Origin of the sequence: Runella sp. (assembly GCF_027484545.1) — a bacterium.
Lineage (GTDB): Bacteria > Bacteroidota > Bacteroidia > Cytophagales > Spirosomataceae > Runella.
Genome location: NZ_JAIXST010000021.1, coordinates 1 through 22,151 on the forward strand (window position 1 = coordinate 1; position 22,151 = coordinate 22,151).

At 41.8% G+C, this 22,151-nt stretch carries 24 protein-coding genes; 7 read left to right on the forward strand and 17 right to left on the reverse strand.

Features of this window, described 5'->3' with window-relative positions; translation table 11 throughout:
- The first annotated feature begins 102 nt into the window (after positions 1-102).
- Positions 103-861 (forward strand): transposase, encoded by a 759-nt coding sequence (locus tag Q0081_RS01635; RefSeq protein ID WP_298348531.1) that lies wholly within the window; start codon positions 103-105, stop codon positions 859-861.
- A gap of 1 nt (position 862) precedes the next feature.
- Complete coding sequence (locus Q0081_RS01640; protein ID WP_298348533.1) at positions 863-1,078, forward strand: hypothetical protein; 216 nt, start codon at positions 863-865, stop codon at positions 1,076-1,078.
- Between the two features lie 18 nt (positions 1,079-1,096).
- On the opposite strand, the gene Q0081_RS01645 is transcribed toward Q0081_RS01640, so the two are convergent.
- The 8 genes from Q0081_RS01645 to Q0081_RS01680 all read right to left on the reverse strand — a co-directional run bounded on the left by Q0081_RS01645 (position 1,097) and on the right by Q0081_RS01680 (position 9,782).
- Positions 1,097-3,640: a putative Ig domain-containing protein gene (locus Q0081_RS01645; protein ID WP_298348535.1), complete on the reverse strand. Its 2,544-nt coding sequence runs from the start codon at positions 3,638-3,640 to the stop codon at positions 1,097-1,099.
- A gap of 22 nt (positions 3,641-3,662) precedes the next feature.
- On the reverse strand, positions 3,663-4,166 hold the full coding sequence (locus Q0081_RS01650) for a hypothetical protein (RefSeq protein ID WP_298348537.1): 504 nt from the start codon (positions 4,164-4,166) through the stop codon (positions 3,663-3,665).
- Positions 4,167-4,369: 203 nt separating this feature from the next.
- Positions 4,370-4,984, reverse strand: a complete 615-nt coding sequence (locus Q0081_RS01655) for a DJ-1/PfpI family protein (RefSeq protein ID WP_298348539.1) — start codon at positions 4,982-4,984, stop codon at positions 4,370-4,372.
- Between the two features lie 85 nt (positions 4,985-5,069).
- Positions 5,070-5,981 (reverse strand): EamA family transporter, encoded by a 912-nt coding sequence (locus Q0081_RS01660; protein ID WP_298348541.1) that lies wholly within the window; start codon positions 5,979-5,981, stop codon positions 5,070-5,072.
- 107 nt (positions 5,982-6,088) lie between these two features.
- A complete protein-coding gene (gene pgeF, locus Q0081_RS01665; RefSeq protein WP_298348543.1) occupies positions 6,089-6,856 on the reverse strand; it encodes a peptidoglycan editing factor PgeF in 768 nt (255 codons plus the stop codon).
- Positions 6,840-8,183 (reverse strand): Fic family protein, encoded by a 1,344-nt coding sequence (locus Q0081_RS01670; RefSeq protein ID WP_298348546.1) that lies wholly within the window; start codon positions 8,181-8,183, stop codon positions 6,840-6,842. The genes pgeF and Q0081_RS01670 overlap by 17 nt, the downstream gene beginning before the upstream one ends.
- Before the next feature lie 39 nt (positions 8,184-8,222).
- Positions 8,223-8,879, reverse strand: a complete 657-nt coding sequence (pyrE, locus tag Q0081_RS01675; protein WP_298348548.1) for an orotate phosphoribosyltransferase — start codon at positions 8,877-8,879, stop codon at positions 8,223-8,225.
- Positions 8,880-8,969: 90 nt separating this feature from the next.
- The gene (locus tag Q0081_RS01680) at positions 8,970-9,782 is read right to left on the reverse strand and encodes a universal stress protein (RefSeq protein ID WP_298348549.1); all 813 of its coding nucleotides are present in this window, start codon (positions 9,780-9,782) and stop codon (positions 8,970-8,972) included.
- Positions 9,783-10,010: 228 nt separating this feature from the next.
- Between Q0081_RS01680 and Q0081_RS01685 the strand changes: the two genes are divergently transcribed.
- The 3 genes from Q0081_RS01685 (at position 10,011) to Q0081_RS01695 (ending at position 12,343) form a co-directional block, all read left to right on the forward strand.
- Positions 10,011-11,570, forward strand: coding sequence for a bifunctional response regulator/alkaline phosphatase family protein (locus tag Q0081_RS01685; RefSeq protein WP_298348551.1), 1,560 nt, complete (start codon positions 10,011-10,013; stop codon positions 11,568-11,570).
- Between the two features lie 180 nt (positions 11,571-11,750).
- Positions 11,751-11,990 (forward strand): hypothetical protein, encoded by a 240-nt coding sequence (locus Q0081_RS01690; RefSeq protein WP_298348553.1) that lies wholly within the window; start codon positions 11,751-11,753, stop codon positions 11,988-11,990.
- Entirely contained in the window at positions 11,969-12,343 is a 375-nt protein-coding gene (locus tag Q0081_RS01695; RefSeq protein ID WP_298348554.1) for a hypothetical protein, read from the forward strand. The genes Q0081_RS01690 and Q0081_RS01695 overlap by 22 nt, the downstream gene beginning before the upstream one ends.
- Positions 12,344-12,439: 96 nt before the next feature.
- Here Q0081_RS01695 and Q0081_RS01700 read toward each other — a convergent pair whose 3' ends face one another.
- The 3 genes from Q0081_RS01700 to Q0081_RS01710 form a co-directional block, all read right to left on the reverse strand.
- Complete coding sequence (locus Q0081_RS01700; RefSeq protein WP_298348555.1) at positions 12,440-14,227, reverse strand: gliding motility-associated C-terminal domain-containing protein; 1,788 nt, start codon at positions 14,225-14,227, stop codon at positions 12,440-12,442.
- Positions 14,228-14,318: 91 nt separating this feature from the next.
- Positions 14,319-14,969 carry a DUF3226 domain-containing protein gene (locus Q0081_RS01705; RefSeq protein ID WP_298348556.1) on the reverse strand — a complete coding sequence of 217 codons (651 nt, stop codon included), beginning with the start codon at positions 14,967-14,969 and terminating at the stop codon, positions 14,319-14,321.
- Positions 14,966-16,039, reverse strand: a complete 1,074-nt coding sequence (locus Q0081_RS01710; protein WP_298348557.1) for an ATP/GTP-binding protein — start codon at positions 16,037-16,039, stop codon at positions 14,966-14,968. Before Q0081_RS01710 ends, Q0081_RS01705 begins: the two co-directional genes overlap by 4 nt.
- A gap of 181 nt (positions 16,040-16,220) precedes the next feature.
- Between Q0081_RS01710 and Q0081_RS01715 the strand changes: the two genes are divergently transcribed.
- Positions 16,221-16,751: a 5' nucleotidase, NT5C type gene (locus Q0081_RS01715; protein ID WP_298348558.1), complete on the forward strand. Its 531-nt coding sequence runs from the start codon at positions 16,221-16,223 to the stop codon at positions 16,749-16,751.
- 88 nt (positions 16,752-16,839) lie between these two features.
- On the opposite strand, the gene Q0081_RS01720 is transcribed toward Q0081_RS01715, so the two are convergent.
- The 6 genes from Q0081_RS01720 to Q0081_RS01745 all read right to left on the reverse strand — a co-directional run bounded on the left by Q0081_RS01720 (position 16,840) and on the right by Q0081_RS01745 (position 21,424).
- Complete coding sequence (locus Q0081_RS01720) at positions 16,840-17,643, reverse strand: acyl-CoA desaturase (RefSeq protein ID WP_298348559.1); 804 nt, start codon at positions 17,641-17,643, stop codon at positions 16,840-16,842.
- A 90-nt stretch (positions 17,644-17,733) separates the two neighbouring features.
- Positions 17,734-18,411, reverse strand: coding sequence for a DUF4159 domain-containing protein (locus Q0081_RS01725; RefSeq protein WP_298348561.1), 678 nt, complete (start codon positions 18,409-18,411; stop codon positions 17,734-17,736).
- A gap of 78 nt (positions 18,412-18,489) precedes the next feature.
- The gene (yiaA, locus tag Q0081_RS01730) at positions 18,490-18,930 is read right to left on the reverse strand and encodes an inner membrane protein YiaA (RefSeq protein WP_298348604.1); all 441 of its coding nucleotides are present in this window, start codon (positions 18,928-18,930) and stop codon (positions 18,490-18,492) included.
- A gap of 6 nt (positions 18,931-18,936) precedes the next feature.
- The gene (locus Q0081_RS01735) at positions 18,937-19,347 is read right to left on the reverse strand and encodes a LytTR family DNA-binding domain-containing protein (protein ID WP_298348563.1); all 411 of its coding nucleotides are present in this window, start codon (positions 19,345-19,347) and stop codon (positions 18,937-18,939) included.
- Positions 19,348-19,475: 128 nt separating this feature from the next.
- Complete coding sequence (locus Q0081_RS01740) at positions 19,476-20,222, reverse strand: 16S rRNA (uracil(1498)-N(3))-methyltransferase (protein ID WP_298348565.1); 747 nt, start codon at positions 20,220-20,222, stop codon at positions 19,476-19,478.
- A complete protein-coding gene (locus Q0081_RS01745) occupies positions 20,222-21,424 on the reverse strand; it encodes a VWA domain-containing protein (RefSeq protein ID WP_298348567.1) in 1,203 nt (400 codons plus the stop codon). Before Q0081_RS01745 ends, Q0081_RS01740 begins: the two co-directional genes overlap by 1 nt.
- 278 nt (positions 21,425-21,702) lie before the next feature.
- Between Q0081_RS01745 and Q0081_RS01750 the strand changes: the two genes are divergently transcribed.
- Positions 21,703-22,149 carry a response regulator gene (locus tag Q0081_RS01750; protein ID WP_298348569.1) on the forward strand — a complete coding sequence of 149 codons (447 nt, stop codon included), beginning with the start codon at positions 21,703-21,705 and terminating at the stop codon, positions 22,147-22,149.
- The last annotated feature ends 2 nt before the right edge of the window (positions 22,150-22,151 follow it).

Sequence of the window (22,151 nt, forward strand, 5' to 3'; positions counted from 1 at the left end):
TCGATAAACCTTTTCCATTTGGCGAGTTCAATGCTGAACATATTCGTCAAAAAGGGACGGGTTATCATGCCATACTATTTGATCCAAGCCATATTCGTAAAAGTGGCAAACACACCTTCGGAAAAGGTTATTTTTGCGGGGCCGCCCGTGCGGTCAGGCTGTGATAATGACACCAAAGCTGGATTGGAAATAGGTGGTATTGCCCTAGGCGATGTAATCAACCACACTGCCTTTCATTACGAGGCCATTCAAACACCTAATCAAGAAAAACTTAAAGAACAAAACACCAATTTACTGCAACACTATGCCCATTTATTGATAGAGCGAAAAGACGAGTTAGCCGCTTTTTCGTCGCTTTTGGCGGTTGATTGTTATTTCTCCAAACGTTCATTCGTTGATAATATCCTTGAAAAAACAGACTTTAATATCATTTCTCGACTTAGAGATGATGCCGTTCTTTACTATTTATATACTGGTCAAGCCACAGGCAAGAGAGGTCGCCCGCAGCTCTATGATGGGAAAATAAATGTAAGGAATCCTGCTCTTAATCATCTGAATATTGCTTACCAAGACAACCAAATCAGAATCTTTTCGGGGATAGTTTACGTCAAATCATTACAACGAAAAGTCAAGATTGCTATCGTTCACTATTTTGATGCTAATAAGACGCAAGCCAAGGCTGTCAAAACCTATTTTTGTACCGATAGCAATCTCTCCGCTTGGCATATCGTAAAAATTTACAAGCTAAGATTTCAAATAGAGTTCCTGTATCGAGACGCTAATCAATTCACAGGCTTAGAACAATGTCAGGCACGTACTGAGCAAAAACTTCATTTTCACCGCGCGGGCGGCCCCGTTTAACATGGCCTTAACCACAGTTTCTATTGCCAAGTCGGCTCACTATTTGAATCTGCCCATTGAACAAAGAGAGGCATTCTCAATGTCTGATGTGAAGACCATTTATCACAACAAATTATTACTGGATAGATTTTTTGACGTGTTTGGTATTGACCATGACAAGCATAAAAATAATCCCAAAGTCAAAGAACTATATCATTTCGGCACTATTGCCGCTTAAAGCATTACAAACTATTGATTATTGTTTCACCACCTTAAAAACACGCCACGTACCGTCTTCCTTTTGCAGTTTTAAAAAATAAATACCTGGATTAAGATTGAGAAGTCTCAGATTCAATGAAAGAAGCAAATCTGTTTTGAAAATTACCCGTTCACTGAGAGGGATTGTTTGCCCGGTGAGTGTTACCAATTGAATTTGAGGATAGACAGTAGCGGCAGGAAGTTTAACATTTAAAAAATCTCCCACGGGATTGGGATAAACCGCCCAATCGTCTATCGGAACAGGTTTCTTTGTAGTCGGGTCGGTAGGTATGATTTCAAATTTGTACGTAGTGGAAGCAATCAGTTCTTTCCTGAAATAAGCAGTACCCTTCAGAAAATACGTACCCGCCACTGTAGGAAACCCGCCATCGCCGTCAAAGAGTGAAAAAGGCGAACGGCTGGTTTGAGTTGTCTGAAAATTCGGCCCTGAAAGTTCTAAATCGAAGGCATCAAAAACCGCATCACAGGAAGCATATACATTCAGTAATGACGGAAGCTCTGCTCCCAACAAAACGTCATTTTTTTGTAATCGTTTGAGCAAAAAACGCTGCCCCGGCTTACCAGCCTGTATCAAATCAAACAGCACCGTAGGGTAATTGATGGTAATTTTAAAAACTGTCTGAACGACTGCCTCTTCATCATCGTACGCCTTGACCGTAATCAGGTATTCTCCAACGGCATCGGCCAATCCTCTGATTTCGCCACGGCGATATTGCGCCCACGAAGGCAATCCGGTTACTTCAATACGACTGATAAATCCGTCGGCGTCAAAAAAAGTACTGTCCGAAATGGGCAGAATAAGCGGTTGTTTATACAACCCAACGGCATTTGGGATTTGCTTTCGAACGGTGGGAGACCGATTAGACTTCCCTACATTGTCCACAATAATGGTAAACGACGTTTCTACCGAAGCAGCATCGTCATCCGTGGCGCGAAGCGTCATATTGAAAATACCCGTGCGAGGAGGTATTCCCGAAAAAGTAGTATTCGTAAATTTCAACCAATCGGGAAGCCCCCGTATTTCAACCGTATTGATGGCACCGTCTGAATCAATAAATACTTCGGGACTGAGGTGGTAGGAAAAATTACTGTTGACTCGGATGGTTTTGGTGGGAAGTGCATTTTTAACAAACGGTGCGCGATTAATAGACCCTTGCAAAGAATCGGCCAACAAATCTTCTACCATCTTTATGTCGACCGGTTGACGGTTGGATTCAGGCCCAGCACGATTGGCCCATTCGCCATAGACACCACCGCTGAAATACCCAAATTCCAACACCCGTGACAGACTGTAATTCATGGAAGCTTTTGTATTCACCTCCGTATAAGGTGTTTTCAGCCACTTCGTAACTGAGTTTTGAAGAATAGGGCGCATTACCTCCAATACCGCAGGTGTCCCAATCACGATGCTTATCCAACGGGCACCGTGTACAAAATTCTCATCAATTTGCTGAATAATATCTTCTGTTTTGTACTTAGTATCTGGAAATACCTCATTCAGCACCCATTGCCCCGGAAATACGTTGCTTCGTAAAATATCAATTGAAAAACGATTGTCATACAAGACATCATCGTTGATTTTCACTCCGTCCGTCGTACGGTTAAGGTCACGAAAGGCGAGGCTTCCCGAAATATTACTGAGTTGGTCAAAGACAGAACCAAAATCAGTGATAACCCGATAGGTGCTGTTTACCTCTTTGATGGTTTGGGTAGTTTGCTCAATAAATTGCCTGAGCATCGCGTGTCTGAAGACGTACCAATCCTTTCCTGATTCTCCCCAGAATACCTGCTCTCGATTGACGAGCGAAGTAGGTGGCATGACCGCGTCAAAACTTGTATATTCCGTTCCCCAAAATACGTTGAGACGGGCAATTTTTTTGTATTTCCGACTCAACCAAATCCGAAACTCCTGCTGCATCACGGGAGCGTAATCATAGACAGTTCCATAAACGGAACCCGCGGGAGCATTTTCAAAAAAGTAGCCTATTTCCTGCGTAGGTGTCGTACAAACCGATACCCACGAAATGACTCCCTGTTGTTGAAGGTTATTATAGCGTTGGCAAACTTCTTTCACAAAAGCCCTCACTTTTTCAACGGATGGCCGATGTGCATAGCTAAAAAATGTACTGCTGTACCCAGCTGCCAAGGCACGTCCCTGTTGGTCGCGTTGGCGGTCTTCCGCATTCCAAAAGCCTTGGGTACGCCCTTCGTTGCGGGCTACATAGATACGCAAGGCGATTTTCGCACCTAATTTTTGGGCAAGAGCGATTTGGTTGTCGTATTTACGCCAATCGGGTGTAGAAGTAGCGTTTGTATAGACTTGGTCCCAATGAATGGTAAGATGAACGGCATTACATCCTGCCTTAACTCCGCCCTCAAGCAAGTCTAAGTCAGCATCCAAGCTGCGATCCAGATTTAAAAGCAAAATGGCCAAATACCGTTGCTGGTCGTTGGCCATTGCAATTGGAGAAAATAAAATAGAAGCAATCCACAAGCTCCACAAACACCACCGCTGCCTCATCGTTTTCCGTTTAAAAGGCTGATTACAGCGCTTTTTTACCCGTCATCTTGAAAGTGTAAACGTAAGCGCGCCCCAATGAATCTTTTTCATTGGAAACCTCTTCAAAAGTAATGGCGTTTTTTCCAATTGTACCAATTTTCACACCCGTATCCAGCATATCAAACTCGCCAGGAGACGCATCAATTTTCTTTAATTCAATGCTGTTAAAAGCATCCGTAGTTTTCTGAGGAGCTTTGCCGGCAGCTGTATATTTTACAGTTTGTACAAAGGAGATAGTTACAATATTAGAGGCTGATTTTGCCACATCCAAAACGGCACTTAATTCATACCCCGTTCCTTTGATAGGCAAGGCTGTCGTGTAGGATTGTTCTGTAGTAGCCGTTGCGTATTTATAAGATTCTACAATTTTGTCCACTGTATAACTACCAATTACCTGTTCAGCAGGTTCAGGTTCCGGTTCAGCTTTAGAACATCCACCCAAAAGGGCTACCGCAAGAAATAAAGAGGCATAAATGTACTTTTTCATGGTGATTTCTAAGTTAAAAGTGGCGTTTTTAGCTTCTATTGAAACTTTTGTTAGTTTATCCCTTAAAAAGGGGGAGTTATAAATTCTATTTTAAATGTACTGTTAAAACTTTAGCAAAGTATCAAAACTTTGTAATATTTGCAAATGCTACCACTTTTCTTTACGATTTGTCAGCTCAGGTACACTCTCAGTGATTAGAAAAATCAAGACTGCCAATAATCGTACTGTGCATAACGTGCAGCTTCATTGGCAACCTCTTTTCCCAACAATTTACTAACCACGTAGTACGACATGTCAATTCCTGCCGAAACACCGGCCGATAAAATCACTTTTCCATTGTCTACATAGCGAACATTTTCCACTACCTCAATGGCAGGAGAAATAGCCCTTAACGAATCCAGTGCTTTAAAATGGGTAGTTGCCTGTAAACCCTCTAAGAGCCCGGCTTGTCCCAAAATGAGTGCACCTGTACAGACCGAAAGCACCAACTCAGCCTGTAAACTTTGCTTCTGCACCCATTCCAACACCACCGGATTATGCATCTCTCGTCGGCTGCCAAAAGGGGTACCGTCGGCCGTAATACCCCCACCACCCGGTATCAGAAAAATATCAGGCACGGGGCAATTGTCCAACAAAAAATCAGGAAGTACGGTCAATCCATTTCGGGCTACCACGGGCGATTTTTCGGCTACGGTATACACATTAAACGGTTTTTCGGGGAAAGTGCGAAGTCCTGTCACACTAAAAACTTCGTAAGGACCCGCGAAGTCGAGTACCTCAACTTCATCAAATAGAAAAATGGCTATGTTGCGAGACATGGGGAAAAGGGTCAAAGTGTAAAGTGTAGGGGTTAAAGTGTAAAGGTAAAAACCGTAAACTGATTGGGTGCTCCGTGTGAATTGTTTACTGTTTACTGTTTACTGTTCTTTTCCTGCCTATTGTTATTAAAACTACGCCTACTAAAACAACGAAAGAGGCAAGTAAAGAGCGGCTGCTAAGTTTTTCGTTGACAAAAATCCAACCCAAAATGACGGCTATCACGGGGTTTATGTACGCATAAGTAGCCGTGAGGGTAGGCGGCGCATGATGCAGCAACCACACGTAGGCCGAATAACCCACAAAAGACCCCATAATGATTAAATAAGCAAGAGCTGCCAGCGTTTTGTCGTCTATTCTTGACAAAGCTTCCACTCCGGTTGGTTCCAGTAACAAACTCAAGATGAGCGAAAACACACCGCCTCCCAACATCTGAATAGCCGTGGTTTGCATTCGGGGCGGCATTTCCAAATAAGGGGATTGCAACGAGCCCCAAGCCCAGGTAATAGAGCCGATAAAGACCAGAAACGCGGGGAACAAAGGTATTTCCCGGTTACTTAATTGGCCCGAAGGATTCAGCAATATGTACATTCCAACCAACCCTAACGCAAGTCCCACGACTGTAATCCAGGAAGGTTTTTGTTTGGCAAAAAAGTAGTAATCCAAGCCAACCATCCAACCCGGAAGTGTCGCTACCAGCAACGCCACCAAGCCCGACGGCATAAAACCAATCGCATACGCTACGGCACAATTGCCTACACCACTCAACAACAATCCTATCCAAGCCGCTGAAAGCCATTGCTTTAACGGGGGGATTTTATAGCCTCGAATTAAGGTAAACAGAAAAAAGACAACACCCCCCACTAAAAATCGAATGGCATTGGTCATCAAAGGGGGCAGGACTTCAATCGCATAACGAACCCCTAAAAAAGTAGAACCCCAAATGACGTATACTAAAAATAGATTGACCCAAAGTTTAACAGACGAAGGTTGTTGCATGCCGCGAAGGGACTTATGAAAATAGTTAATCAGCTATTCAATTCTACGTTACCGATTGCAAAACAGTTCCATAACACCGTAGGATTAAACACTGTCAACTCTAAAAATCACCCACACTGTTTTATCCCAATCACCGCCAACATTCGCCCCGTTTGGCCTTTTTCGAGGCGATAGGAGAAATAGTCTTCGTTATGGGTAACCGTTGAATAAGGTGAAATTTCGATTTGAGAGGCAGGAATTCCAAAAGCTGCTAATTGAGCAGCGTTAGCCCGTTTTAAGTCTATCAGATACTTCCCAAGGGCGGAATCAAAGCGCTTAAATTCACCGTCAAATTGTTCGGCTACCTCCTCTCCTACTTCAAACGAACACTCGTCTATGCATGTACCCACGTAAGCATAACAATCAGCAGGCTTTGTGCTATACGTTAATTGCATGGTTTGCAGGGTTTTCAATACAATTTGGGCTACCGTCCCGCGCCAACCGGCGTGTACGGCTCCTACCGCATTGTTCAGAGCATCATAAATCAAAATGGGTGTACAATCGGCTACCGTTACTCCTACGAAAACGTTGGGTTGATTGGTTATAAGCGCATCATACCCCTCGGCACGTCCTGCCTCCGTAACTACCTGAATTTTATCCCCGTGCACTTGATACGACGACGCAAATTGGGTCTCTGAAATGCCTAATTTTTCAAAAAAGATACGACGATTTTCAGTCACATTTTTACTGTCATCATTGGTGTTGATTCCTAAATTCAGGGAAGAAAAGGGAATTTCGCTCACCCCTCCATGACGCGTACTTTCACCTGCGATAAGGTTAGAGAACTGAGTAAAAATAGGCGGAATATAAAAACTTAATTTATTGATTTCCTGCATTTTGCTGAATCTCGTTGATTTTCGATTCGATAAATTCTTTGTGCTTTCTCAGCTCTTTCCTGACTATTAATTTTATCTCCGAATCTGTAAGTTGTTCGCTATATGGCTTTTCCAACTCATCATTAACACAATATGATTTGCTTTTAAAATCTATTTGTATGTTAGAATTGTAATTAAAGTTTCCATTTGCAAACTGGATTGGATTTGAAGTACTAAATTGTGAATGTAACGCAATAGAGTCTGTAAACTCTGTAATTTTTTCTTCAAGGATCTGTTCAAATGTATTATCAGGCGGAGGATAATAGAAAATTGCAGAATTTCTATTTACGTAAATATTATTAAGGAAATAAGGATAAAACCGCAAAAATGATTTTGAACCATCTATTATTTCATCAAACAATCTTTTCAAAGAACCATTACAAAGATTGAGAATAGCCTCCTTACTTTTAACTCCTTCATTGGTTTGATTAACAGCATTTTTCAGTCTTTGCTCCAACAACGCCAGTTCTTTATCTAAATCATCAGGGTCTTCGATGCTTTCTCCTTTTGCTCCTCGAATCATAATATCAAGCGAACGAATCTCATTTTGAGCAATATACTCAACGAAGGGCTCAAATAAACCGGCATCCGCTTGTTGTAAAGCCGAATAATAAGCTGCTTTATCTTCTGTCTTTATAATAACGGGAGGAAATCCGTATTGAATCAGAATCAAATTCATTAAAATACGGGCAAGTCGGCCATTGCCGTCATCAAAAGGATGTATCCGAATGAATCTGTAATGAAATTCAGCTGCTAATAGGACAGGACTCAAATCTGATTCGTTTTGCTTAGTCCTAAACCATTCAATCAAATCATGCATCTTTGCCGGCGTTTCCTCCGGAGTGGCAAAACGGAAAATCTCCCCGGTTTTAGTTAACACATGGTTAGGAGTGCTTTTATATTGACCAACTTGAATTTGCTTTTTTGTGGGTTGCCCGTCGGGTGTAATAGCACTGACTTCATACGATTCTTTCAACAAAAGGGTATGAAGTTGGCGAATAAAAGCCTCATTCATTGGAAAATCCTGATGAACTAACTCTTCTATCCATATAACGGCTTCATTGTGACCCGTTATTTCAATATGATCTTTCAAAGGTTTGCCCTGAGCAGTAATACCAAATAAAATCAGCGCTTTGGTTTCTCCATAAGAAAGACTATTCCCTTCGATTTTATTAGAATGATAATTCCAATCCAGTCGAAATTTCTGCATGACAATTGCCTCCTGTTCTTTATTGAGTGGACGCAGTTCATCCAATTTCAATTCAGCAACTTGTCTTAATGCTTCCATAACCAATTATTAGGCAAACTCTTACTGCATTGCTTTTACTCAAACTCCCCAACTCCCTGGATCTTCACGCCATTGGGCGAGTGTAGTCAATTGATCTTCGCTGATATAGTCCAGTTTAAGGGCTTCAATAATCATGCATTGGTAATCGCTCAAATACACTAATTCTACGTTTTTTTGCTTGAAATTTTCATCGGCCAAATGAAAACCGTAGGTGAAAATAGCGACCATTCCCAGCACATTCGCTCCCATGTCACGAAGTACATCCACGACTTTGAGCGAGCTACCGCCCGTCGAAATCAAGTCTTCAATGACCACGACTTTTTGTCCTGGCAAAATACGTCCTTCAATTTGATTTCCCATCCCATGTTTTTTGGGTTCCGGACGCACGTAAGCATAAGGTAAATCCAATAGGTCTGCTACCAAAGCGCCTTGGGCAATGCCTGCCGTAGCTACCCCCGCGATAATCTCCGCTGCCGGAAATTTATCCCTGATGGCGTCAGCAAGCGCTTTTTTGATATACGTACGAACTTCAGGATACGAAAGCGAGAGGCGATTGTCGCAATAAATGGGCGATTTCCAGCCAGAACTCCACTGAAAGGGTTGCTCGGGGCGAAGACGAATGGCTTCGATATTGAGGAGGTGCGCCGCTACTTGGCGCGATACTTCCGAATGATTTTGCATGAAAAATGAAAGCATTGATTTGTGCTACAAAACTACACAGAAAAAAAGAATGGCACGCTTAGCGCACCATTCTTTTCCGATTTGTACAATCAATACGCCTCCAAATCAGTGTCCTACCATCACGGCAACGTCTGCGTGATTGACCACATCTTCGGCTACGCTGCCATAAATAAAGTGTTCAAAACCTTTCCGTGCGTGCGTGTACATGACAATAATATCTGCCTCGACGTCCCTTGCATAATCTACAATTCCTTTTTCAACCGTGCTGCTTTCATGGATGATAAATTGATAATTGCTAAAACCCAGCTCAAGGGCCAATTTTCCCATTTTTGCCCATAACACATTACTGTCAAATTTCTTCATACCGTTATCCACATACACAAAATGCGGATCTATCTGCGCCTTATCAAGCAGTTCTAAAGCGGACTTCACAAATTGCGTATTCTGAAAATCTATGGCAAACACAACACGACGAAATGCATTAACTGGCGTTTTCACAACCAATACGGGACAGGAAACCTCCCGTACTACGTGCTCGGCGTTAGAGCCGTTTGTCCACTCTTTCCAGCCTGTAGCACCAGTAGAACCCATAACAATCAAATCGGCGCTTTGATTGGCCATTAGCTTTGCCAGAGATTCATTATCGCGTATTATTTTAAATCTAAATTTTACGTCCCGATAGCTTGGTTTATCCACCATATCCTGAAGACGTTCTTTGGATTCTTGCGTTAAATATTTATAAAACTCGTCTTTAGTGTCGTAAAATTCGTTTTCAATGATGGTGTATTCGATTGTTGGGAAAATGATTTTTTTAAGCAATACCACCGTTGCTCCTTTTTTCTTAGCGATTTCAACGGCTACGTCAAGGGCATATTCAGATACATCACTCAGGTCAGTCGGAACAAGTATTGTTTTCATTAGTTGAAAGAATAAGTTGGTAAACAGTTCAAATTTCCACCTTCACCTCCCTTAAAAATATGACAATTCGCACGTATGAATAGTGATAATTGTCAGTCCCTAACAATTATTCAACCCTTAGCGCGTTTAGGAAGGACACGTTTTTAAGTAATTTTTTCACCAATCCTCTAATAGTATCAGGCACTTATTTACTAATTCACAAATCACTAATTCACAATTTATACTTATATGGCAAATATCCTCTGGGCCGACGATGAAATAGATTTATTAAAACCGCATATTTTATTTTTAACTGGTAAAGGTTACAACATCACGGCCGTCAACAGCGGATCCGATGCACTCGAGAAAGTAGAACAGGAGCGTTTTGATGTCGTGTTTTTGGATGAAAATATGCCCGGCCTTTCGGGACTCGAAACGCTGGCCCAAATCAAGCAAAGTCGTCCTAATTTGCCCGTGGTAATGATTACCAAAAGCGAAGAAGAGCGCATCATGGAAGAAGCAATCGGCTCCAAAATTGCCGATTATCTGATTAAACCACTTAATCCAAACCAAATTTTACTTTCAGTAAAAAAGATTCTGGACAACAAGCGGTTGGTGAGCGAAAAAACGAACCACAACTACATGCAGGAATTTCGGCAATTGGCGATGCAGTACCAAGACCGCATCGGTTATGCTGAATGGGTGGAATTATATAAAAAGCTTATTTACTGGGAATTGGAACTCGAAAATACCCAAGACAAGAGCATGGAAGAGATATTTCTTACGCAAAAAGAAGAAGCCAATTCCAACTTTTGTAAGTTTATAATCGACCATTACGAAGAGTGGCTTAACGATCCTAATGCTGAAAAACCAATACTATCGCATCAGTTGTTGAAGCGCAAAGTATTTCCGTTGATGAAACAAACGGAACCGTTGTTTTTCATTTTGATTGACAATTTTCGTTTCGATCAGTGGAAAGTAGTAGAGCCGCTTTTGAGTGAATTTTTCACCGTAGAGGAAGAATCTTCGTATTATTCTATTTTACCTACTACAACCGGTTTTGCGCGAAATGCAATTTTTGCGGGGCTGATGCCGAGCGAAATTGAAAAACAATACCCTAATTGGTGGGTTAATGACGAAAACACCCCCGATGGCGAAGAAGGTCTCAACAAACACGAGGAAGATTTGCTTCGCAAGCAATTTGAGCGCAATCGGATGCAGGTACGGTTTTCATACAATAAAATCATCAATCAAAACCAAGGAAAAACCCTGATTGACAACCTCCCCAATCTTTGGAAAAATCACTTGAATGTCATTGTCTATAACTTCGTGGATATGCTCTCACACGCCCGTACAGACATGATGATGATCAAGGAATTGGCTCCGGACGAAGCGGCTTATCGGTCGATTACGAAATCGTGGTTTCAGCACTCGCCCATCATGGATTTACTTCAGAAAATTTCGGAGAAAAAAGGGCGTATCATCATCACCACTGACCACGGCATGACGCGGGTAAAGAAACCCGTAAAAATTGTGGGCTACCGCGAAACCAATACTAATTTGCGTTACAAACAAGGTAAAAACTTGGGTTTTGACGGCAACCACCTCTACGTTTGTCGCCGACCAGAGCGGTTGTTTTTACCCAAACTTAACGTTTCGACTGCTTATGTGTTCACCCTCGGCGATTACTTTTTTGCCTATCCCAACAATTTCAACCAATACGTCAATATGTACCGAGACACGTTCCAACACGGCGGTGTTTCGATTGAAGAAATGATTATTCCGTTTGCGTTCCTTAAACCAAAGTGATTTTTTTATGAATAGGAGTGACTTAAAACAACTTGCACGAATACGAATTGAGGAGGCCCAATTATTACTTAACAATAAACATATAGCGGGGCCTATTATTTAGCAGGTTACTCTATTGAATGTGCTTTAAAAGCGTGTATTGCTAAACAGATACGTAAATTTGATTTTCCTGATAAACATTTGGCTAATGATAGTTATACACATGATATTGAGAAGTTACTAAAAGTAGCGGGGTTATACAGTTTGCATAAAAAAGAATGCGATAGTAATGCTGATTTCAAAACAAACTGGGAAGTAGTGAAAGATTGGAGCGAGAAAAGTCGTTACCAAAAATTCGACAAAAAAGCGGCAAATGATTTATATTTGTCTATTATTGATTCAACAAACGGAATACTCCCATGGTTAGAACAGCATTGGTAGAAAGTGATATGGGTAAAGGGAGAGAAATTATCAGCAGTCTTGATGCGGTAAATCTTAACTTTCCTGTAGTTTTTTGGATGTACGATGAAGATGCGGACAGTTGGAAGCTTGTTTTCTCAAAAGACCAGATTAACAAATTAGGGAAACGCTATTTCTATCAAAAATTAATTGAGGCTTTATCAAAAGAACATTTAGATGAAGGGATTACCCTTACTTTAATTGACTACAATGATACTCTAATAAAATCTTTGAGAAAAGCTATTCATATTCCTAAAGTTAGCGGTTTCTGGTTTACAGGAAATTCAATCAACGGTAGAATGTTTCCGGACTCTTATATATATAGAGTTTCTTGAATCAATAAAATGAGCATTTCTCCAATTGTGTTTCGATTGAAGAAATGATTATTCCGTTTGCGTTCCTTAAACCAAAGTAACAAGTGTGCCTTTTTCCTAACGAATCAGTAACAGTTGACCCCGAAATACATGTCCGGCAGGTTCTGAACGAATCACGTACACGTACGAGCCTGTCGGCAATGTATTCCCATCAAACGGTTTTTGATAGCTCCCTTTGTTATAAAACACGGCCTGTCCCCACCGGTCAAAAACCGTAACTTCTGCCTCAGGATATTCTTCCAATCCTTTCAGTTCCCACGTATCATTTTGCCCATCGTTATTGGGGGTGAAAGCATCTGGTATATACACACCCGCAAAAACATGAATCGTAATGCTGTCTTCAGCCAAGCAACCTGATGCTTCTTTCGCCACGACTCGGTAGGTTGTAGTACGTTCCGGTGAGAATACCGGTCGGGCAGAATTCGGTTCATTTATACCCACTGTCGGGGTCCAATCATAGGTATAATCGCCTTTCAAATCAGTATCCAGCGTGAGGGAAGAACCTTTGAAAAGATCTCGATCAGCCCCTAAATCAAGCGTGGCTGGCGTACCGACAATGACCGTTCGTTTGGCTTCCCCATTCAAACAGGCTAAATCCCCCGTAACTGTATAGGTAATAGTATGCTGACCTACGCCTGCCAGCTTAGGGTCAAAAGTGGGATTCACCACTCCATTTCCTACAAAAACCCCTCCTGTCGGAGTGCCTTTTAAGGCAACAGGCGCAAAAGCAGTCCCGCAAAAGTTGCGTACGGAATCCAGCTTAACGGTAATTTTAGTGACCATTTCCAAACTCGTCAAAGGAGAAGTAGCTCGGCATCCGTTGCTGTCTATTACCGCTACCGCATAGTTGCCGGCTTTTGAAGCCGTGAGCACTTTATTGGTGTCACCTGCACTGTTTTGTCCATTTACTATCCACTGAAAATTTTTAAGTTTACGTCCGGTTGCCGTTAATTTCAAAGATGAACCCGGACAGAGTTGATTCCCCGTGGTTATTATGCTAACTACGGGGTCATCGTATTGCACAATGGTTATTGGCATTGATTCAGTAGAGCAGCCATTGGGAGCCGTTACTTTTACGCTATACACTCCGGGCTGTGCTACGGTGGCTACATTGACCCCACCATTGATTGGCTGCCCATCTTTGAGCCACTGATAAATAAACGTTCTTCCCGGGGTAGCGGTCAGTGTCACCGTTTTTCCCTTACAAAAACCACTGTTAGAGGTTCGTAAATCAACTTTAGGAGGGGTATTGGAAATGACCGTTATACTTCCCGGAGCATTGGCACATCCATCAACATCGGTTATTTTCAAGGTATAAATCCCCGTTTCAACGGCATCATACGTGTTCGTATTTGCTCCGGCAATGGCTTGATTCTCCCGAAACCATTGGTAGGTAAGCGCCCCCAGTTCACTCGTCGAAGCTGTTAATTTTACCGAGCCATCCACGCAACGAGTTCCTGTCGAATTACCAATGGAAACACTTACATTGGGTTTGGTTTTAAATACTATGGTAACGGGATCCGGCAGAATGGTTTCCGGACATACTTGCAGATTTTTAGCGATACACTTGTAAATTCCGCCTTGGTTTTTAGTAACAACGAAAGCCGAATCCGTGGCGTTTGGAATAGGAATATCATTTAAACTCCATTGAAAAGTGCTTCCTTTCATAAAATTGGTCAGGTTAAGTTGCACCAAACTGTCTTGGCAAACGGAATTGGCAGCTATTGTACCGGGCTTTCCACGTTTGGAAATACTGATAACGGGTTTTGTGAGACAATCTGCGAGGTGAGCTTCTGCCTGCAGAGTTACCAACAAAAACAACCATCCCAAGTATCGCCTGCTCATTGGAGTAAAGTAGAAGTATTATCAACAAAATAACAATAAATCAGGGAAATACTCAACTGAATGTGGGAATTGATTTAAGAGGGGGTATTTTTCAGGAATTAAAGAGCTGATTAAGCCAACTGACAAACTGTTGACATAATACAGTATTTGTATTCAAATAACTTTTCGTAATGGCAAGCCCCATCGGTGTGCCTGGGTCTTCCTGCCAAGCTAACCACGTATGTATACGAGCTTTTGCTTTATGAATGGAGTTATATTTGTGTAACTGCCCCTCTTCAATTTCTTCCAGAATTCGGTCGGCTTCTATTAAAAGTATATCATTTTCAGGAACAAGATACTTCACAAAATCTTCCAGCATCCCGGCGGCATTATTATCGGGCATCAGCCATATCCCAATGGTTGGATTTCGCTCTTGACTTCCGATAATTGTGCCTCCGAAAGCTGGGGCTTCAGGTACATCATAACCCAACTTTTCGAGGTTATATTTTATAGACTCCCAACGAGCATCCAAATCTGCGTCCGCATCAATTACAACCCCAATTGCCTCAACATTGGGCTTTTTTCTTAAACAATACGCTTCCAATTTTCCATACACGTTTGAAAACCCTTTACTGTCATCAATATAAAAGACAGAAGGTTGGTCTCCCACATACTCCTTCCAAATATTTGCGATGACGTGTACATCATCATTTCCTTCTACAACCAGAAATTTTTTAAAATTCTTAGGGTTCAAATTACTCATCGTGGGTCAACGTGTAAACGGGTAGTGTTTTGAATTTCATTGGCTTCATAAACCGTCGCTTCGATATTTCCTTCATAGTTGTCTAAGCGAACCATTACGCCCGGGTCTTTCGCATGTTTACCGCCGTTGAGAACTTCCGAAAACGCATCAATACAATCGTAACTGTGAGTTGTCACAAAAGCCTGAATATTAAGGCGTTCTGCCAAATGAAAGATAATTTCCCATAATTTTTCCTGTACCGAGTAGTGAAGGCCATTTTCAAATTCATCAATGAGTAAATACCCATTTTCACAATTGACCATTGCCAATATGATAGTAAGAATGCGGTTGATACCATCCCCCATAGAGCGAAGAGGAGCGGGCTCATCTTCCCCATCTAAAAGAACATAAGGTTTCAAACCACCTTCAAAATGTAGGTTCACAATTTGAGGTTGAATAATTTTTAATGCTTCAAAAACCTTATTTCTTTTTTCTGTACGTAGAGCCACTTTATCCCAAAGATTACCATTATCAGGAGCACTAATAATCGCAGAAGCAACTAATCCAAAAGGATAACGAGAAAATTCTTGACTCAATCGACGTCTGTATACCTTTTCAGAAAGAATTAGTGAAATAAAGTCATTATCATCTTTCTTCGCTAAGAGTTCAACAGAAAAAGGATTGGTTCCAATTTCCTCTTGAGAAGAGGCTATTTTCATTTCATCACCTTTTTGATAAATGGTCTTGATCAGATTAATAGATAAAGGATGCAAGGCATCTACTTCTCCAATTTTTATTGATTGTGTATCCTCAAAGTAAGAGATTTTTTTTTTATAAAAAAGTGACGATATGGTTTGTTCTTGTTTCTCAAACTCAATTCCCTCAACTAACTTTTCCCCTCTAACAGTCAAAAACCTATCAACCCAAGTAAAGAAATCAAGATTATCATAAGAAAAAAATAATATTAAGGCCTCCAACACACTCGACTTACCAGTATTGTTCTTCCCAACAATCAAATTCACTCGCCCCAATTTGTCAATTTTGAGGTGTTTGAGGTTACGATAATTGCGTATTTCCAAAGAATTAAGCATACCTTCTTTTCATTTTGTAATTAGTCAAAAGTAGCGTTTTTGCTCTGACACACCAAAACTTCACCCTCCTTTCCCAAACGTTACTGCCGTTTTGGGCAATGATTTAAACGAGTTTTCTCAAAACCCATGAATTTTTCGCAAAAATTTGGGGTTGACTTTATAAACAATCCTACGAGTATTCATGACAAAACCCCGCCTGATTTTAGACCAAGACGACGTATTGGCCGCTACCCATGGCAAACTTGCCCAAATTGTGTTAAGCGATTTTGGTACCAACCTAACGCACGAAGCCCTGCACCAAGGCCCACTCCAACAACATCTCTCTCCGGAAGACCAAAAACGATTGTATAAACTCATCCACGCACCCGGCTTTTTTACGGATATTCCCGTCATGCCCAACGCGTATGAGGCGGTACTTGAGCTGAGTAAAAAATATGACATTTTCGTGGCCACGGCAGCGATGGAGTTTCCCAATTCATTTCGTGATAAATACGATTGGCTGCAAACCCATTTTAATTTTATCCCTTGGTCAAATATTATCTTTTGCGGTGACAAAAGCATCTTAAGCGGCGATTATCTGATTGATGACATGCCCCGCAATCTTAAGACATTCAAAGGAAAAGGACTTCTTTTCAACGCGCCGCACAACTTAGAAGAGACGGCTTACGAACGCGTCAGGAATTGGGAAGATATAACGAAACGATTATTGTAATCCCCTAATAGTTACATAATTGCGCCATAAAAAAGGCAGGACGGTCAAAACCATCCTGCCTTTTTTAATATCAACTTTTTGAAAATTCTTACAGAGTATCCGCAGTAGCTTTTGAACGCGTCGGTTCTTTCGGTACTTCCACGCCTACTTTCGCCTCTTTCATAGTGATAATTTTGGTCCAACTCAACAGTTTTATAACCGGATAGGTTGGGTCAAATTCAAACCATTTTGCCCCGAAATTAACCCGGTTTGGCAATTTGTGGTGATTGTTTTGGAACAATTCACCCATCATCAAAATATCAAAAACCAACGAATTTTTAGATTCGTCTTTGTTGTCGAAGTTTTGGTAGCCGTACTTGTGTCCGCTCCAGTTCACGATAGCGCCGTGTACGGGTCCCATCAAATAGTGAATCGGCAACAACAGGAAAAACGCCCAGTGCATATCCAAGTAAATGAACGCAAAAACGTAAAACACAGAGTACAAAATGCCCCAACCAAGCCGTGACATCCATGAGTCTCCCAATTTTTCGAGTTTTTCCCAATACGGATAATCTCGCTCAAAACGAGCCTCCACTTTCATTTTCTGGCTCAAAACCGCATTATAAATATCCTTGGTTTTCCACATCATCGTAAACACGTTTTCGGTGTGGTGTGGAGAGTGTGGATCTTTGTCTGTATCGCTAAAAGCGTGGTGCATCCGGTGTAAAATGGCATACGCACGCGGGCTGAGATAAGACGAACCCTGAGAAATATAAGTCAGGGCATAGAAAAACTTTTCCCAGAACTTGTTCATAGTGAACATCTTGTGGGCAGAATAACGATGCAAAAAAAATGTTTGGCAAAACAAAGAAAGGTACCAATGCCCAACAAAGGCGGCCAATACTGCGTACATGAAGCGAATAGGTTATTTTGAATAATTACAAACTTGTACAAAACTAAGGAAACCTTTTGTCACAAACAATCTTTCAGAGCGAAATTTCGCTTACTGATTGACCGTTAATGCATATTGCACTAAGTTAGTGCCCATGCGCAATGCCTGTTGCCGCAGTTCTTCGGGGTCGTTATAAACGCTTTGATCTTCCCAGCCGTTTCCGAGGTCACATTCGTAACTGTAAAAGCACACCAAACGCCCCTGCCAAAAAAGACCGAAACCTTGAGGTGCCTTCGAATCGTGTTCGTGGATTTTAGGAAGACCGTTGGGGAAATTGAATTTTTGATGGTAAACGGGATGATTGAACGGAACTTCGACAAACTCCAATTCGGGGAACACCTTTTTCATTTCCCGACGAATGAATTTGTCAAGGCCGTAGTTATCGTCCAAATGCAAAAAACCGCCTGAAATCAGGTACTTACGAAGGTTACGGGATTCTGATTCGGAAAAGACAACGTTGCCGTGGCCCGTCAAATGGATAAAAGGATACGAAAACAAATCCGGACTGCCAGGCTCTACAATATCCTCTTCGGGAAACACATTCATGCGAAGGTTCTGATTGCAAAATTTAATCAGGTTCGGCATTGAGGTTTTATTGGCGTACCAATCACCTCCGCCGCCGTATTTGAGTTTAGCAATTTTGTACGCATACTGCGCATTGGCAGTCGTGAGTAACGAGAGGTGGGTAATGAGTAAAAGAGACAAAAGCAACTTTTTTGCGAGACTCATGATGGTGGTGTCTAAAAATGAATGAACCGTTGCACGAACTTAGCGCAAACGATTCATTAACGCAAGCCTGTACACCAATTACAACGAATCTTTATCAAATTTAGTACCCGCTTTTGTAGGCGTGCTGTCTTGACTGTCTCGCGTATTTTTTTGTACGGCAATTGCCCCAAATAGACCTAATAAAAAGGCGAACGCATAAAACCCTTTTTCGCTCGGCAACATGGTGGCATTCCACAAGCCAATGACCAACAAAGCAATGGCTAAAATGGTTGAAAACCAACTGATTCCGTAGTACACGTCCGTTACGGGAATTCCTTCCAATCTATCTCTCACGCTTTTTTGAACGGAGACCACCGAGAATAGTCCGTACATCAAAATGGTAAAATAATAGCCTTTTTCGTTCAATAACAGTTCGGATCTCCACAATCCGATGATATAACCTGCCATCCCGGCTCCTAATGCGACCCAAGATGCTCCAATAAATGCGGCTGATGGTTCATGGTTTAGTAGTGTTTTTATTTTTGATTAAATTGTGATAGTTGCGGTATTGGTGGAAATAGTCCACGATTTTACGAGCGTACGATTCTTTTTTAAGACCCGGCGCTTACGGCGCGAAATGGACAACTCCAATCCGTTGCGAAGCAAAACGTAGTCGGGAGTGATAGATACGATTTGTGAACGGTTAACTAAATAAGATTTGTGAATCCGAATGAATTCGGGGCCTTCCAAAACACCGCTAAAATGTTTCAAAGTCTTTGCTTCCAAATACGCCTTCCCATCTTTAAGGAAGATTCGTGTATAATTTACTTCTGATTGCAGATAGGCAATATTCTGAGTATCAATCATCCGCGCCATTCCGTTTACGTGTAAACAAAGGCGGTGATGCGTTGGAATTTCATTAACAACAGGTAAAAAGAGTAATTGTGGCTGTGACATAACGGGAGTAGATTTAGACGTTTTCGATACCCCAAAGGTCAGGCATCTACCCCCCTCCTGCAAAATAAGAAGCAGTGAGTCGTTATAAATAATGAATGAACCGTAGAGAAGGCCCAAATGAAGCGTTATCAGTAGCTCAACAGATTGGCCGTATGGAGCGTATGGCAAGCCATCAAAGCAGCCGTTTCAGTACGTAAACGCGTATTTCCCAAAGTTACCATTTGAAAACCGTTTTGCTGCGTCAACTGAATTTCGGCTTCGGTGAAGTCTCCTTCGGGTCCAATCAACACCGTACAATTTTGCCTGGGAAGCGCTTTTTTCAGTAAATGTTCAGGAACTTGGTCATTGGGTAAATGAGCGATAAATTTTTGAGTCGTTAACTTTGTCAAAGTTTGGCTGATAGGCGTTTCAAACTTTGACAAAGTTAAAATCCATTTTTCAAAATCGCCGACTTCAACGATTTCGGGCAAATACGCCTGCAATGATTGCTTCATGGCCGAAACGGCAATTTTCTGCAAACGTTCCAGTTTCATCGTTCGCCGTTCGGAATGCTTCGTGTAAAAAAAAGAAATTTTATCAATGCCGATTTCAGTCGCTTTCTCCACAAACCACTCGACTCTATCTAAATTTTTGGTCGGTGCCAACGCGATTTCGATGCGGAAAGGTCGCGACGATTGCTTCGTTTCCTGAACTATTTTCAGATCACAACGCTTTGGATGGGTTTGCTGCACAATCGCATCAAACCAACTGCCTTTTCCATCGGTGACGCGTACGGCTTCACCTTCGCGCAGACGCAGTACTTTGGCAGCATGAAAGGCTTCATCATCGGTTAAGGCAGAGATTTCAGAAAAATTGGGTTGGTAAAAGAGGTGCATTAATTTTCAAATTTCACTTTAGGATTTTTCAACGATTTCATGGCTTGGGTCAAGCCTCCGAGCGTAAGCGGGAACATCCGATTGTCGGACCACTCTCGGAGAATGTTGATGCTGTGGGTATATTTCCAGTAATCGGCCACGCTGATGGGATTAAGCCACACAAAATGAGGATATTGCTCTTTAAAACGATTGAGCCACATCAAGCCTGATTCTTCGTTGTAATGCTCTACGCTGCCTCGGGGATGAGTAATTTCATACGAAGCCATGGAAGCGTCGCCGACAAAAATCACTTTGTAGTCTTTGTTGTATTTATGCAGGACTTCCAACGTAGGCACTCGCGAACTGCGGCGAGTATTGTCGCGCCAAAGGGTTTCGTACACGCAGTTGTGGAAATAAAAATATTCAATGTGTTTAAACTGGTATTTGGCCGCCGAAAATAACTGCGAGCACAAATCAATGTGATCGTCCATGGAACCGCCCACGTCCAAAAGTAACAACACTTTGACGTTATTTTTCCGTGAAGGGTGCATGTGGATGTCCAATATTCCTGCATTTCGACTTGTGCCTTCTATCGTTGCATCCATGTCGAGTTCTTCATCCATGCCTTCCCGGGTCAAAATGCGCAATCGCCGCAAGGCCATTTTCATGTTGCGGGTATTGAGTTCCACGTCTTCATCGTAGTTTTTGTATTCGCGATTTTCCCACACTTTGGCAGCTGTCCGATTTCCTGCCGACGGGCCTTTGACTCGAAACCCTTCAGGGTTTTCGCCATTAAATCCAAAGGGAGAAGTTCCCCCTGTTCCAATCCACGTATTGCCTCCGTCGTGACGGTCTTTTTGTTCCTGAAGCAATTGCTGAAAGCGCTCAAACAACTTTTCCAACCCACCCATCTGTTCAATCATTGCCTTCTCTTCATCCGTCAACTCCCGAGACAGCGCATCTTTGAACCATTCGGGAGGCAAATCAACTTCCAAAATTTTAGCCTCGACGGTTTCCGCGTTTTTAAAATATTCGGCAAAAAGGCGGTCAAACAAGTCGTAATGCATCTCATTTTTGATGAGTACCGTTCGGCTGAAATAATAAAACTCTTCGGCGCTCATTTCCACGACCTGCCGTTTTAAACCTTCAAGCAGGTTGAGATACTCACCGATGGAAACGGGAAGAGCGTGTTTTTTGAGCAGCAAAAAGAAGTCGAGAAACATAGCGTGCTTTAATTGGACTAACAAAGTTGTTAAAAATCAGCTTTCATGCAATAAACAATTTTGTACTGCTTAAAATTTACATCCCAAAACAACCTTTTGATTTTTATCCTTAAAAACCTCTCCGAAAAACTTATTATCATAAAATAGACGCTTCCAAACTAATTAGTGCACTTATTATTGTCTTAATATCATGTCCTGTTAAGCCCTATGTTACTTTCCAACTATTTATGAGATTTATCATGCTTTTATCTCGTTATCTTTGATTAACTTTGACCTATATGAATTCCCGCCCCCTTCAACTCCTTCTTGCCGACGACGATCAGGACGATTGCTTTCTTTTTGAGGAGGCACTTAACGAGATAGAGGTTCCTACGCACCTTACTATGGTAAACAACGGCGAACAACTCATGCAATTGCTCGCTAAAACAACCGACGACCTTCCCGACGTTCTTTTTCTCGACCTAAACATGCCACGCAAAAACGGCTTTCAATGCCTTGATGAAATAAAACAAAACGAAAAACTGAAAAACCTTCTGGTCGTTATCTTCTCTACTTCCTTTCAGGAAAATATAGCTGACCAGCTTTACAAAAGTGGAGCACAGCACTACATCTGCAAACCTAATAACTTTGCGCAACTCAAGAAAGTAATTCACCAAGTACTTACCTTACCCGTTAAGGCAGCCCACTCCATTCAATCCACAAAAGAAAATTTTGTGCTTGCGTAACT

Coding starts and splice junctions, on each gene's coding strand:
- Q0081_RS01720 (WP_298348559.1), bottom strand. CDS start 17,643: ATGTACGCAGTATTGGCCGCCTTTGTTGGGCATTGGTACCTTTCTTTG.
- Q0081_RS01670 (WP_298348546.1), bottom strand. CDS start 8,183: ATGGAAGCATTAAGACAAGTTGCTGAATTGAAATTGGATGAACTGCGT.
- Q0081_RS01680 (WP_298348549.1), bottom strand. CDS start 9,782: ATGAAAACAATACTTGTTCCGACTGACCTGAGTGATGTATCTGAATAT.
- Q0081_RS01705 (WP_298348556.1), bottom strand. CDS start 14,969: ATGAGTAATTTGAACCCTAAGAATTTTAAAAAATTTCTGGTTGTAGAA.
- Q0081_RS01740 (WP_298348565.1), bottom strand. CDS start 20,222: ATGCACCTCTTTTACCAACCCAATTTTTCTGAAATCTCTGCCTTAACC.
- Q0081_RS01715 (WP_298348558.1), top strand. CDS start 16,221: ATGACAAAACCCCGCCTGATTTTAGACCAAGACGACGTATTGGCCGCT.
- pyrE (WP_298348548.1), bottom strand. CDS start 8,879: ATGCTTTCATTTTTCATGCAAAATCATTCGGAAGTATCGCGCCAAGTA.
- Q0081_RS01735 (WP_298348563.1), bottom strand. CDS start 19,347: ATGTCACAGCCACAATTACTCTTTTTACCTGTTGTTAATGAAATTCCA.
- Q0081_RS01655 (WP_298348539.1), bottom strand. CDS start 4,984: ATGTCTCGCAACATAGCCATTTTTCTATTTGATGAAGTTGAGGTACTC.
- Q0081_RS01645 (WP_298348535.1), bottom strand. CDS start 3,640: ATGAGGCAGCGGTGGTGTTTGTGGAGCTTGTGGATTGCTTCTATTTTA.
- Q0081_RS01685 (WP_298348551.1), top strand. CDS start 10,011: ATGGCAAATATCCTCTGGGCCGACGATGAAATAGATTTATTAAAACCG.
- Q0081_RS01725 (WP_298348561.1), bottom strand. CDS start 18,411: ATGAGTCTCGCAAAAAAGTTGCTTTTGTCTCTTTTACTCATTACCCAC.
- Q0081_RS01710 (WP_298348557.1), bottom strand. CDS start 16,039: ATGCTTAATTCTTTGGAAATACGCAATTATCGTAACCTCAAACACCTC.
- Q0081_RS01650 (WP_298348537.1), bottom strand. CDS start 4,166: ATGAAAAAGTACATTTATGCCTCTTTATTTCTTGCGGTAGCCCTTTTG.
- Q0081_RS01640 (WP_298348533.1), top strand. CDS start 863: ATGGCCTTAACCACAGTTTCTATTGCCAAGTCGGCTCACTATTTGAAT.
- Q0081_RS01695 (WP_298348554.1), top strand. CDS start 11,969: ATGGTTAGAACAGCATTGGTAGAAAGTGATATGGGTAAAGGGAGAGAA.
- Q0081_RS01750 (WP_298348569.1), top strand. CDS start 21,703: ATGAATTCCCGCCCCCTTCAACTCCTTCTTGCCGACGACGATCAGGAC.
- pgeF (WP_298348543.1), bottom strand. CDS start 6,856: ATGCAGGAAATCAATAAATTAAGTTTTTATATTCCGCCTATTTTTACT.
- Q0081_RS01745 (WP_298348567.1), bottom strand. CDS start 21,424: ATGTTTCTCGACTTCTTTTTGCTGCTCAAAAAACACGCTCTTCCCGTT.
- Q0081_RS01700 (WP_298348555.1), bottom strand. CDS start 14,227: ATGAGCAGGCGATACTTGGGATGGTTGTTTTTGTTGGTAACTCTGCAG.
- Q0081_RS01660 (WP_298348541.1), bottom strand. CDS start 5,981: ATGCAACAACCTTCGTCTGTTAAACTTTGGGTCAATCTATTTTTAGTA.